The organism is Crocosphaera chwakensis CCY0110, from assembly GCF_000169335.1.
Taxonomy (GTDB): Bacteria; Cyanobacteriota; Cyanobacteriia; order Cyanobacteriales; family Microcystaceae; genus Crocosphaera; species Crocosphaera chwakensis.
In genome coordinates, this window is sequence record NZ_AAXW01000013.1 from 43,126 (window position 1) to 56,070 (window position 12,945).

The window sequence follows — 12,945 nt, forward strand, 5'->3', positions numbered from 1 at the left end:
AAGTTAAACCCTTCATTGTTCGTCTTTTTTGCTATACAATCGATTATTTTCAACCGTAACCGTATCAATAATTCCTACCACTAACGCATCTAGGGGACGGCGCTCCATACCATCGTCGATGCGAGCAGCACTGCCTCTTGATACCAATACCCACTCGTTAATCCCTGCACCGACTAAATCACCGGCTACTTCGTATTTAGGGATAGGTTCTCCTTGAGCGTCCATAAACTGAACTAATAAGAACTTGGTTCCAGTTAAACTGCGGGTTTTGTAGGTACTGACAACAGTACCTCGAACTTTGGCAATTTGCATTATATTGGCGAATTACTGTTTATTTAGCGTCTAATAGGCACAGGATTGACACTTTCACGGAATTGTTCTACTGCTTCGGTGTAACGAATAGGTAAAACGTATTCGAGGTTTTCATGAGGTCTAGCTATGATGTGGGTGGATAAGACTTGTCCCCCATTTACCCGGCCTGCGTTGTCAATACCAGCAGAAACAGAGGCTTGAACTTCAGAAACGTCACCGCGAACGATAACGGTAACACGCCCACTTCCGATTTTTTCGTAACCCACTAAGGTAACACGGGCTGCTTTTACCATAGCATCAGCAGCTTCGACGACGGCGGGAAAACCGAGAGTTTCTACCATTCCAACAGCAATTGACATGAGTTTTTTCTCCTAATAACGAATGAGTGTTTGTTTAATTAACCGTTTTGCCAGAGAAAGACGGTTAATAAGCTCTAAATTGTTCTACTTCCTCGGTGTAGCGAATGGGTAGAACGTATTCGAGGTTTTCGTGGGGACGGGCAATGATATGAGTAGACAGAACTTCTCCTCCATTGACTCGGTTCGCGGCATCGATACCCGCAGAGACTGACGCTTGCACTTCTGAAACATCACCCCGCACAATGACCGTAACACGACCGCTTCCAATTTTTTCGTAACCCACTAAGGTAACACGGGCTGCTTTTACCATAGCATCTGCTGCTTCTACGACAGCAGGAAAGCCCTTTGTTTCGATCATTCCAACGGCAATTGGCATTGTTAATTATCCTCGCTTTAAGGCCAAAACTAAATTTAATTAATGAGAAGCTACCAGAAATTTTTCTTTTGTTTGATTGGTTTAGCCATTAGAAAAATTGTTTTTAGACTGGACAAGCGTCAAGCTAATAGATATATTTACCTAATAGCTTTAAAGATCTAATCTAGCGTCAAACATTATCCTTCTAGTATCAAACACTAGGCGAAAAATTTGCACGGGGGTAGCTAACTTATCAACCTTCTATATAAACAATAGAGAAACTTGGCCCCTTTGACAATATAAACCGCCATGATATTTTCTAATCTGATGGTTAACCAAAGTTAATAGTTAAGGTCAAAGCTGGAGAGATTTTTGTTGTATCCCTGACTGAGTCTTGCTCTGAGGGATCGGACTGTTTTATAATTTCTTCATCATGAGAACTAAAAATCCTCAATCAACCGATGACAGGGAATTGAGGAGTCTAGTGTCTATTTTTACTTTTGCGGATTATTCAGAGATGACTTTTTTTATATTGTCTAATTTTTTTAGGTTGTAATCTCAGTCATCTTTTCATTTGTCTGAGTGATTATAGTTTTATTAATTAATCATTAATCATTAATCATTAATAATTATTTTCGTTGCAAGGCATTACAGTTATTCTTGATTTTTCACTTTTCAAAAAAGACTTACTATTTTAAAAAATGTTGAAAATATTTTTAATATTAAAAGAGGTTGCTAAGACAACCTCTTTGGGATTCTTTACCAACATAATTATCATAATTTAAAAACTACTTTTATTAATTTTTTTATGATAATTATTGATCGGTGAATTTTGAATCATCCTATTATTTTATAGTGGCTACAACAGAGGCGTTCTCCGAAGTTTTCACTTTAGGTGAAAGCAAACCTTTGGCATAAATTTTAGGATTTTCTTGGGAGATTTGGGTGTAAGATTGACGAACTTGTGTATTTAAAGCGACCGTCTTCACATCATATAACTGTGTCGCTATCTTAGGATAGATACCAATAGCAATAATTAACACGAGGAAAGAAAGAGCAATAAATACTTCTCTTGGTTTACCATCGCTATAGTCAGCTTGTTCTGGTAAAACACAGTTAGTTCCGAAACACATGGTTTCCTGATTATCTTGATAATCTTTTTGTCGTACCGTATCCCCTACAACACAGACTGGAATTTTGCCAGTGCCATAAAATAACTGTCGTAGCATAGACAGTAAATAAATGGGGGTAAGAATAACACCGACTGCTGATAAAAAGACGGTAACGGTGCGAAAATTAGAACTATAGATGTCGCTATTACTAAAACCGAGAAAAACGGCGATTTCGCTGGCAAAGCCACTCATCCCAGGAAGGGCTAAAGAAGCCATCGCACCGGCAGTAAATAAAGCGAATACTTTGGGCATTTTTTCCCCAATATCCCCCATATCATTCAATGCGAGGGTGTGGGTGCGATCGTAAGTAACACCGGCTAAAAAGAATAGTAGGGCAGCAATTAAACCATGAGAAAGCATTTGTAGCATTGCGCCACTCATTCCCAAGTCGGTAAAAGAGGCAATTCCCAACAGAACAAAGCCCATGTGAGACACGGAGGAATAGGCTAAACGACGTTTCATATTAGTCTGTCCAAAGGAAGTTAAAGCCCCGTAGACAATATTCACTACCCCTAATGTGGCTAAAATGGGAGCAAAATAAATATGAGCATCGGATAATAGTCCCATATTAAGGCGAATTAATCCGTAGCCTCCCATTTTCAAAAGTACACCGGCTAAAATCATCGATACAGGGGCTGACGCTTCTCCGTGAGCATCAGGCAGCCAAGTATGAAGGGGAAAAACCGCTAATTTTACACCAAAGGCAATTAATAATCCCGCATAAAGTAATAATTCGAGTCCTAAAGGATAATCTTTTAATCCCAGTTCAACTATGTCGAAAGTTAGATTATCCCCTCCGTATAAAGCCATTGCTAATGCTGCAACTAAAATGAAGATGGATGCGGCCGCTGTATATAATAAGAATTTCATAGCTGCGTATTGTCGTTTTTGTCCTCCCCAAACGGAAATAAGGAGATAGACGGGAACCAGTTCTAATTCCCACATGATGAACAGCAGAAGGACATCTTGAGCCACGAAAACCCCAATTTGTGCTGCGTATAACATCAGCATCAAGGTATAAAATAGACGGGGTTTATGATCTAGTTGCCAAGCGGAAAACATGGCAAGAGTGGTTACCAGTCCAGCTAAAAGGACAAGAGGCATGGAAATGCCATCCACCGAAACAGTCCAACTCAGTCCTAACGTGGGCAACCATTGATAGGTTTCGACTAACTGGAAATTAGAGTTACTCGTATCATAATTTTGGGCAAAAACGTAACACATCAAAACAAAATCAGCGATCGCAACTCCTATGGCATACCACCGTACTTGTTTACCGTCTTTCACCGGCAGCACAGGGATCACTAAAGAGGCCATTAGCGGCAAGAGAATGATCGCAGTTAACCAAGGAAATGAAGTTAATATCATCAATTATTATCAAAAATACTAAGGCTAAGTAACAGCATTATATTAGATTTTGTCAAGATTAGTTTATTATTTTTTAATATTGTTCTAGGGGTTAGTTAACATCCTTGGATAAAGATGGTACGATTCACGATTAAATATGAAGTTTGGTAGGAAGGGTCAAGATCAATTCAAAATTAAATGTAATTAATGATAAATGATGAATGATTTTTTATTACACAGTAGTTGGTTAATTCCGTTTTACGGTTTAATCGGTGCGTTATTAACGTTACCGTGGTCTTTAGGAATGATTAAGCGTACAGGTCCTCGACCTGCTGCTTATTTGAACCTATTAATGACCTTATTATCCTTTGTTCATGGGTCTATCGCTTTTAGTTTAATTTGGCAAGGAAAAACGGAACAATTAGTTTTCAAATGGCTAAGTGTGGCTGATTTAGATTTATTCTTATCGGTGGATTTATCCCCTGTGAGTTTAGGGGCCCTAGAATTAATCACAGGGATTAGTCTTTTAGCCCAAATCTATGCTTTAGGCTACATGGAGAAAGATTGGTCTTTAGCTCGCTTTTTTGGCTTAATGGGAGTGTTTGAAGCTGCTTTAGGAGGAATCGCTCTTAGTGACTCTTTACTCCTCAGTTATGGACTACTAGAAATTTTAACCCTGTCAACTTATCTATTAGTGGGATTTTGGTATGCTCAACCTTTGGTAGTAACCGCAGCGAGAGACGCATTTTTGACGAAACGGGTGGGGGATATTATTTTGTTAATGGGGTTAGTGGCTCTATCGAGTTATGGAGAAGGATTAACCTTTTCAGAATTAGAAAATTGGGCGTTAACTGACCCAGTACCCCCTTTAACCGCTACATTATTAGGATTATCTCTCATTGCTGGCCCTACAGGTAAATGCGCTCAATTTCCGTTAAATTTGTGGTTAGATGAGGCTATGGAAGGGCCAAACCCGGCGGGAATTATGCGAAACTCCATTGTTGTCTCTGCTGGAGCTTATGTCTTAATTAAGCTACAACCCGTGTTTACCTTGTCCCCTATTGCCTCTGATGTGTTGATTGTTTTAGGGACTGTAACCGCTATTGGTGCATCTTTAATTGCAATGGCCCAAATTGATATTAAACGGGCGTTGTGCCATTCTACCAGTGCTTACTTGGGGTTAGTGTTTATTGCTGTGGGGTTGGGCCATGTGGATATTGCCTTTCTGTTGGTGTTTAGCCATGCGATCGCCAAAGCCTTATTATTTATGAGTGCAGGTTCAGCGATTTTAACCACCAGTGACCAAAATATAACAGAAATGGGGGGTTTATGGTCAAGAATGCCTGCTACAACTACGGCGTTTGTGGTTGGCTCTGCTGGAATGGTAGCCTTGTTGCCGATGGGGATGTTTTGGACTTGGGCAAAATGGTTTGATGGCTCTTGGAATGTGTCGTTATGGTTATTAGCGATCTTAGTGTTTGTTAATGCTCTATGTGCTTTTAATTTAACCCGTATTTTTCGCTCTGTTTTCTTGGGGACTCCTCAGAAGAAAACACGTCGAGCGCCCGAGGTTCCCTGGCCGATGGCGGTTCCAATGGTGACGTTAACTATTTTTACTTTAATTGCTCCTTTAGCTCCCATTCGCTGGCCGTTGTGGTTATCCCAAGTTAGTCCTGTGGTGAATAATAATTCTTTTGCTGTTAAATGGGCAATTCCTTTGTTAATTTTGTCGGGTTTATTAGGCTGTTTAGTGGGCATTTTTCGTCCTATTCGTCGCTCTTGGGAACGATTGGCTAATCTTTATTTACGCTTTTTCCAAGATTTATTTGCTTATGACTTTTATTTAGATAAAGTTTATGAGTTTACCGTAGTGGCATTGGTAGCTAATATTTCTAAAATAACAGCTTGGTTTGATCGCTATGTAGTCGATGGAATGGTTAATTTAGTTAGTTTATTTACCATTTTTAGTGGTAATGCTTTGAAGTATAATGTATCAGGTCAATCGCAGTTTTATATACTGACAATTTTTATCGCAGTTAGTTTTTTACTGTGGTTTATGTTGAATGGTCAATGGTCGGTAATTACTGAGTTTTGGTCAGGATTTTTTCATTAAAAATTAGTAGAGATATGTTATTAATTATCTCTACGGAAGACTAAAAAAATTTGCAAATGACTGACTTGAATTTGATTTTTTATCTAGGAGAACCCAAAATTAATGATGCTTAGTGCTTTAATTGTTATACCGTTACTAGGAGCCATTATAATTGCCAGTTTACCAGGTAAACAAGATCGGGGCTTTTATCGATCTTTAGCTCTTATTTTTACCAGCATTTTATTAGGTTTAACCTTATTGATAGGGTTTCAGTTTGATCTGAATAACCCTAATATTCAATTCAATGAGTTTATTCCTTGGATTACAGGCATCGGTTTAAATTATCATTTAGGAGTTGATGGTTTATCTTTTCCTTTAGTTTTTCTGAATAGTTTATTAACGTTAATTGCTATTTATTCTAGTGATAAAAATATTGAAAGATCCCGATTTTATTACGCTCTCATTTTAGTTTTAAATAGTGGGGTATCAGGAGCATTTTTAGCTCAGGATGTTCTCTTATTTTTCCTCTTTTATGAATTAGAAATTATTCCGCTTTATTTTCTCATTGCTATTTGGGGAGGTGGAAAACGAGGTTACGCTGCCATGAAATTTCTATTATACACCGCCGTTTCAGGAATTTTAGTTTTAGCGTCATTTTTGGGCTTAGTGTGGCTATCAGGAGCATCTACGTTTGACTATGAGCCTTTACGTAGCCATAATTTACCCCTATCAACTCAATTATTACTACTGGCTCCGCTACTCATTGGGTTAGCCATCAAAATACCGATTTTTCCTTTTCATACTTGGTTACCAGATGCTCACGTAGAAGCATCTACCCCTGTTTCTGTATTATTAGCCGGGGTTTTGCTGAAGTTAGGTACTTATGGACTGTTGCGCTTCGGTGTGGGTTTATTTTTGGATGCTTGGGTTTATCTGGCTCCCTGGTTGGCAACGTTAGCAGCCATTAGCGCATTATATGGGGCTTCCTGTGCCATTGTGCAGAAGGATATGAAGAAGGTTGTCGCTTACTCTTCTATTGCTCACATGGCTTACATTTTATTAGCTGCTGCTGCGACGACTCGCTTAAGCATCACCGCAGCAACGTTTCAAATGGTTAGTCATGGTTTAATTTCTGCTATGTTATTCCTGTTGGTTGGGGTGGTTTATAAGAAGACAGGAAGCCGAGATGTTGACTTTTTACGGGGTTTATTGAACCCTCAGCGCGGTTTACCCATTACGGGGAGTTTAATTATTTTAGGGGTAATGGCCAGTGCTGGTATTCCTGGAATGGTGGGCTTTATTGCTGAATTTTTGGTATTTCGGGGGAGTTTCCCTATTTTCCCGATACAAACCTTACTTTGTTTAGTGGGTAGTGGCTTGACGGCGGTTTATTTCTTGTTGATGGTTAATAAAGTTTTCTTTGGTCGCTTAACTGAAGAATTATCCCAAATACCAAAGGTTTTATGGTCTGAACGGTTTCCTGCTTTCGTTTTAGCTCTTTTAATCGTCATTTTAGGTATTCAACCTAGTTGGATGGTGCAATGGAGCGAACCCCAAGCGGGTTTATTGTTAACAGGACAATCTCAAATGGAGGCAACAGTTAACTTTAATAAAGGGGTTTCTTAAACTGAGTTTTTTTGTTATTTGGGGAAGATATTCCCATCAAGATATCTTCCTTTTTTTTCTAACACATATGTGTGATATTATGTTATTAAGATATAGCATAGTTTATTATAGCAAACTTTTTATTTAATATTTACTCACCCTATAATATTAAGATTATGCTATCTTTTTATTTAGTGATCAATTACATCCATTTTTGAAAATACAGGTTACAATTTTAATGATTACGAACAAACAAAAGCCGATGAACAAACTACAAACTTTCAAAACTTGCTTACAAGCACAAAAAGCTGATTTAAAACAACAATACCATGTTAAAGAATTGGGAATTTTTGGCTCCTATGTTAGAGGAGAAGCTAAACCGAATAGCGATTTAGATTTGCTTATCGAATTTGAACCCGAATATCGTTTCGGGTTATTAACTTTTTGTCATTTAGAAAACTATCTTAGTGAACTATTAGGGATTAATGTTGATTTAGTAATCAAGGATAGTCTGAAACCAAAAATTGGTCAACAGATTCTCTCGGAAGTTATTTATATATGATTAAACGATACAGCGAAGACTATTTAAGAGATATAAAAGAAGGAATAGAATTAGCCATTGAATTTGTAGAAGGATTAAATTTTGAAGAATTTTGTCAGGACAAAAAGACAATTTTTGCTGTAACTAGAGCGATTCAAATTATAGGAGAAGCAGTGAAAAAACTTCCCTCAAGTCTTAGAGAAGCCAACCCTCAAATCCCTTGGAAAGATATTGCTAAAATGAGAGATAAAGTGACCCATCAATATTTTGCAATTAAATTAGATATCCTTTGGGAGACAATTAAGAATGATTTACCTATTTTGTTATCCATGATTGAGCCATTACTGACTGAACTTATGGAAAATAATGAAAATAATGAAAATGAATAAATGTTTTCATTAAAATTCTAAGGCTAACTGTCTTTGATTTCGATTTACTAATTGTTCAAATTCTTGTACAATATTAATATATTTTTTAGGAGCGATCGCACTAACATTGAGATGACCTGCATCGGGAACTAAAAGCAGTTTTTTAGGAACTCTCGCAGCTTCATATAGGGTTTCACTCATGGTGTAAGGAACTTTGCGATCGCTGGTTCCATGAATCAACAACAAAGGCAGTTTTAATAAGGATAATTTAGCTAAAGAATCAAAGCGTTGATGTAACAATAATTTAGTGGGAAATAGTTTATAAATAAACCCTGAATGGTCAACCATATCCATCATAGAAGTGAAGGTATTTTCTACAATAATACCGGCTGCATGGGGTTTACGAATGCCTAAATCAATGGCAACTGCGCCACCCAAAGAATGACCATAGATAAAGATATTTTGTGGTTTAATTTTACGTTCTTGGGTTAAATAAGCCCAGGCAACTTGAGAATCTCGGTATATTTCTGATTCGGTAGGAAATTGACCTTTACTGAGGCCATAACCCCGATAATCAATGATAAAAACAGAATAGCCTTGATTGTAAAAGGTTTGAATTGTCCCTAAATTATGGCTAATATTTCCACCAATTCCATGTAAATACAATAAGACTTTTTCTGGATAAGAATTAGGGTTCATCCACCAACCGTGAACTTGTTCTATTTTGCCTTGAGGAGTCATCACTGATAACCAGATATCTTCGTAAGACATTCCTAAATCACCAGGAGTCATGTTCAGAGTCAAGGTAGGTTTATAAATGAGCCGATTTTGACCCATTATCAAGGCTGAACAAACAACCAGATAAGCTATTACTCCCACACCAACACTATTTAGTAATCCTTTCAATAGAAGATTAATCATCATCTAGGAATCATCCTCAAGTTTTGCGTCTTAATGTAGCAATAAAATTGTTAATGATGCTATTTTCAAAGCATGATAAGAATTTAACAATTATTACTATTATCATTCTCCCTACTGTAACGGAGGTAATTGATTATGCCAATCCGTAGACTGTTCGTAGGCATAAGCTACCTGAAACAGTTTCCCTTCTTCGAGAACATTACCGATTAATTGTAGACCAATGGGTAAGTTGTTGTCATCGAAACCGCAAGGAATACTCATCCCCGGTAAACCGGCTAAATTAACGGGAATAGTAGTTAAATCGGAGAGATACATACTCAAAGGGTCAGATGTTTTTTCCCCTGCTTTAAACGCTGTGGTGGGGGAGGTGGGACAAACTAAGACATCAACTTTTTCAAACCCTGCATCAAAATCTTGCTTAATTAAGGTGCGAACTTTTTGTGCTTTGAGATAATAAGCGTCATAATAACCAGCTGATAGGGTATAAGTTCCGATCATAATCCGTCGTTTAACCTCATTCCCAAAACCAACGGCGCGGGTTTTGGTGTACATATCGATTAGGGTGTCTGCTTCTTCGCGGATGCCGTATTTTACTGCATCGTAACGGGCTAAATTAGAGGAAGCTTCTGAAGGGGCGATAATATAATAAGCTGGCAAACCGTAACGGAAACGGGGACAGGAAACATTGACAACTTTTGCCCCTAACGTTTTAAGATGATCGATCGCTGCTTTGACGGTTTTAGAGACAACGGGATCTAATCCTTCCCCAAAGGTTTCTTCGATCACACCGATGGTTAACCCGTCTAACGAAGGTTTGAGGAATTGGGTATAGTCGGGGATGGGGGTGTTAATGCTGGTGGAATCTTTAGAATCGTAACCTGCGATCGCCCCTAATAAGATAGCTGCATCTTCAACGTTACGGGCAAAGGGACCAATTTGATCTAAAGAAGAGGCATAAGCCACCAAACCAAAACGAGAAACTAGCCCATAGGTGGGTTTTAGCCCCACTACGCCACATAAAGAAGCCGGTTGACGGATCGAACCCCCTGTATCAGATCCCAAGGCGACAACGCATTCTGAGGCTGCTACAGCGGCCGCTGATCCTCCAGATGATCCCCCTGGAACCCTAGAGAGATCCCAAGGGTTAGCGGTGACATGATAACCAGAGTTTTCGGTAGAACTCCCCATAGCAAACTCATCGAGGTTGGTTTTGCCTACCATAACCGCCCCTGCGTCTTTTAATTTTTGGGTGACAGTCGATTCATAGGGAGGGACAAAATTAGCTAAAATTTTCGATCCGCAGGTGGTTTTGATGCCTGTGGTACACAGATTATCTTTAATACCGATAGGGATACCGGCTAACAGGCCAATTTCCTCATTTTTCGCGATTTTCTCATCGACTTTTTTGGCGGTTTCTAGGGCGTGATCGGCAGTAACTTGTAAGAAACTTTTGACTTTGGAGTCGACTGCGTTGATTCTTTCTAACGCTTCTATGGTAATTTCAACGGCCGATCGTTCTTTGTTAACTAATTGTTGATGGAGTTCTCGGATAGATGTCATAGTCTACTCTTGTCAATGAAGGGAGGGGATGCGTTACACGCCCACCATCTATGAATATTACCATTTTGCCGAACTTAAGATTATCATATTGGCCGTTGGCGATCGCAAGTAATGGAGTCGATGTTAGCAATGCTTCTAAATTGCCCTCTGCCTCTAAAATAGCTTTTAATGTTTGGCCCGACGATATTGGATAAATTAATGATAATCAAGATGTTATGATACCAAATCCACTTATTTTAGTAGAGTAACGTTTTTTCTCCCCACTCCCTGCTCCCTGCTCCGAAAGTTAATACTATACTATCTAAAGCGGATCTAGTATGAGTTGGGTTTCGTTCCCTTCGACTCTCGCTCACGATATTCCTCTACCAACCTACATACTAAAACTACATCCTAGGTTCGCTAGAGCCGATTTCTTTATTTTTCAAGGCAGAAAATTGCTGATTTATTTAGAAAATACTTCTTGAGGTAGATTATATTTACTACAAATCCAAAGTAGTATTTAAGAAGGAAATATGCGTTTTTTGAAGTACTTTATAAAACACATTTAAGTTTAGTTTTTTGTCGAGAATAAGTATTTATTAGTGATGTCAAACTTAAATAAGTATAGCTTTTACTTACCAAAAAAAGCAGGACTCTACCTCGGTGGGATTGCACTGGGTGTAACAACATTACTTCTTCCTGGTTGCCAGACTGCCGATGAAATTGAAGAAGGAAGAACCAATGTCACCACCGAAGACCTCGCAACGGATGATTTAGAAGGAGCGACAGGGGCAGGAGGTGAGGAAATCCTTGTTGGACAAGAGGTGACAATTCGCGCTCCGGTTAAAGAAGAAATCAGCGACCAAGCCTTTGTGGTACAAGCAGAAGATGGCACAGATGTCCTTGTGATCAACTCCCCTGGACAACCGGCTACCCTCCCTGGCGATGATACTCCCATTCAAGTGACAGGAGAAGTTGTAGAATTTGTCATTGCTGATGTGGAAGTTGATTATGGTTTGGAGCTTGATAATGATCTGTTTGTAGACTACGAAACCGAGCCTGCCATTGTCGCTGAATCCATTGCCCTTGCACCAACTCCTGAACAGTTAGCCGAAGGAGATGCTCAACCCTTCTACGATCAAGTGATTGCGGTAGAAGGAGATGTGGGTAGTATTCTTTCCTCCAATACTTTTGCACTATATGAAGAAGGTTGGATTGATGATAGGGGACTACTGGTTATCGGGGTTGACCGAGCTTTAGATGCAGAAAATACTGCTCTACAAGAAGGAGAAACTGTGACAGTTACTGGTCGATTAAGGGATTTTGATCTGGCTGTTTTAGAACAGGAATACAACTTAGGTTTAGATGAAGAAGAAGCAGCCGAGTTTGAAGCAAGATATACCGATAGACCTGTTATTGTCGCAGAAGAAGTCTTTCCTTCGGCAGTGGAAGATTAATTAAGTGTTTTTTAGGCTAAACACAATGAGAAAAAGACTTTTATTAAAAGTCACGTTTAATCAGTTGTCCAAACACAAATAAGGAGAAAATATGATACAGCAAAAGAAAGTTATTCGCGAAGAACATACCAACATCGTCAACCAAACCGATACTCGTTACAAACGGGCTGTCGGCGTTTATAAAAATCGGGAAGACCTTGAAACTGTGCTTAAGGCCATCAAAGATTCTGGCTATGATATGAATCGCGTTTCTTTGATTACCCGCGATATTGATGAGATCGAAGGTGCAAAAGAAGTTACCGAAAAGCATGGAAACGAGGCAAAAGAAGGAGCTGCTGCGGGTGCAACCTCTGGAACAGTCCTCGGTGCTGTGGGTGGCTTTTTAGTCGGGGTTGGTGTGTTAAGCATTCCTGGTATTGGTCCGCTTTTGGCTGCGGGGGTTGAAATTCCCGCGCTCGCGTCCACTGCTGCAGGTGCAGGAATTGGTGCTGCAACAGGCGGAATTATTGGTGCTTTGGTGGGTTTAGGTATTCCTGAAGAAAAAGCCAAAGTTTATGAAGACCGCATTAAGGCTGGGGATCACCTAATAATGGTCAGTGGTACAGACGAACAGCTTGAGCAAGTTACATCAATCATGCACGATCACCCTGTCGAAGAGTTTGACATCTATGCTGCTCAGGATCTGGATGCAACCACGGGTGCGTCGAAGACAGAGCGAGTCGAAGCGGTTGAGCCAAACTCGGAAGTGGCCACGACAGAAACCAAACACAAGGAAATTCACTCTGATGCAGATGTAGTGATTGTAGACAAAAGAAATGAAAGAAATAAGGTGCAGTAGATTCAACTAAGAATCTTAATTTAGATTCTCCTAAAGTCC

Annotated in this window: 13 protein-coding genes; 7 read left to right on the forward strand and 6 right to left on the reverse strand. The window is 39.3% G+C overall.

All coding sequences use genetic code 11. The annotated features are described in order from the left end of the window. Positions 1-12 precede the first annotated feature (12 nt). From CY0110_RS10230 to CY0110_RS10245, 4 genes are all read right to left on the reverse strand, one after another. Positions 13-312, reverse strand: a complete 300-nt coding sequence (locus CY0110_RS10230; protein ID WP_008275341.1) for a EutN/CcmL family microcompartment protein — start codon at positions 310-312, stop codon at positions 13-15. Positions 313-335: 23 nt separating this feature from the next. Then, entirely contained in the window at positions 336-671 is a 336-nt protein-coding gene (locus CY0110_RS10235; RefSeq protein WP_008275342.1) for a carbon dioxide-concentrating mechanism protein CcmK, read from the reverse strand. Between the two features lie 64 nt (positions 672-735). After that, positions 736-1,047 carry a carbon dioxide-concentrating mechanism protein CcmK gene (locus tag CY0110_RS10240; protein WP_008275343.1) on the reverse strand — a complete coding sequence of 104 codons (312 nt, stop codon included), beginning with the start codon at positions 1,045-1,047 and terminating at the stop codon, positions 736-738. An 824-nt stretch (positions 1,048-1,871) separates the two neighbouring features. Next, positions 1,872-3,566 carry an NAD(P)H-quinone oxidoreductase subunit 4 gene (locus tag CY0110_RS10245; RefSeq protein ID WP_008275344.1) on the reverse strand — a complete coding sequence of 565 codons (1,695 nt, stop codon included), beginning with the start codon at positions 3,564-3,566 and terminating at the stop codon, positions 1,872-1,874. 196 nt (positions 3,567-3,762) lie between these two features. Here CY0110_RS10245 and CY0110_RS10250 point away from each other — a divergent pair, with 196 nt between their 5' ends. From CY0110_RS10250 to CY0110_RS10265, 4 genes are all read left to right on the forward strand, one after another. Next, positions 3,763-5,658 carry an NAD(P)H-quinone oxidoreductase subunit F gene (locus CY0110_RS10250; protein WP_008275345.1) on the forward strand — a complete coding sequence of 632 codons (1,896 nt, stop codon included), beginning with the start codon at positions 3,763-3,765 and terminating at the stop codon, positions 5,656-5,658. A gap of 105 nt (positions 5,659-5,763) precedes the next feature. Continuing rightward, positions 5,764-7,263 (forward strand): NADH-quinone oxidoreductase subunit M, encoded by a 1,500-nt coding sequence (locus tag CY0110_RS10255; protein WP_035799081.1) that lies wholly within the window; start codon positions 5,764-5,766, stop codon positions 7,261-7,263. A gap of 241 nt (positions 7,264-7,504) precedes the next feature. Then, a complete protein-coding gene (locus CY0110_RS10260) occupies positions 7,505-7,804 on the forward strand; it encodes a nucleotidyltransferase family protein (protein ID WP_035799083.1) in 300 nt (99 codons plus the stop codon). After that, a complete protein-coding gene (locus tag CY0110_RS10265) occupies positions 7,801-8,172 on the forward strand; it encodes a HepT-like ribonuclease domain-containing protein (RefSeq protein ID WP_008275348.1) in 372 nt (123 codons plus the stop codon). Before CY0110_RS10260 ends, CY0110_RS10265 begins: the two co-directional genes overlap by 4 nt. A gap of 9 nt (positions 8,173-8,181) precedes the next feature. Here CY0110_RS10265 and CY0110_RS10270 read toward each other — a convergent pair whose 3' ends face one another. Together CY0110_RS10270 and gatA are read right to left on the reverse strand one after the other, a co-directional pair. Continuing rightward, positions 8,182-9,075: an alpha/beta hydrolase gene (locus CY0110_RS10270; RefSeq protein ID WP_008275349.1), complete on the reverse strand. Its 894-nt coding sequence runs from the start codon at positions 9,073-9,075 to the stop codon at positions 8,182-8,184. A gap of 108 nt (positions 9,076-9,183) precedes the next feature. Then, positions 9,184-10,632 carry an Asp-tRNA(Asn)/Glu-tRNA(Gln) amidotransferase subunit GatA gene (gene gatA, locus CY0110_RS10275; RefSeq protein WP_008275350.1) on the reverse strand — a complete coding sequence of 483 codons (1,449 nt, stop codon included), beginning with the start codon at positions 10,630-10,632 and terminating at the stop codon, positions 9,184-9,186. A 50-nt stretch (positions 10,633-10,682) separates the two neighbouring features. Here gatA and CY0110_RS29935 point away from each other — a divergent pair, with 50 nt between their 5' ends. The 3 genes from CY0110_RS29935 (at position 10,683) to CY0110_RS10285 (ending at position 12,906) form a co-directional block, all read left to right on the forward strand. Continuing rightward, a complete protein-coding gene (locus tag CY0110_RS29935) occupies positions 10,683-10,826 on the forward strand; it encodes a hypothetical protein (RefSeq protein WP_157464566.1) in 144 nt (47 codons plus the stop codon). A 390-nt stretch (positions 10,827-11,216) separates the two neighbouring features. Continuing rightward, positions 11,217-12,068 carry a hypothetical protein gene (locus tag CY0110_RS10280; protein WP_008275351.1) on the forward strand — a complete coding sequence of 284 codons (852 nt, stop codon included), beginning with the start codon at positions 11,217-11,219 and terminating at the stop codon, positions 12,066-12,068. 91 nt (positions 12,069-12,159) lie between these two features. Further along, positions 12,160-12,906 (forward strand): hypothetical protein, encoded by a 747-nt coding sequence (locus tag CY0110_RS10285; RefSeq protein ID WP_008275352.1) that lies wholly within the window; start codon positions 12,160-12,162, stop codon positions 12,904-12,906. Positions 12,907-12,945 lie beyond the last annotated feature (39 nt).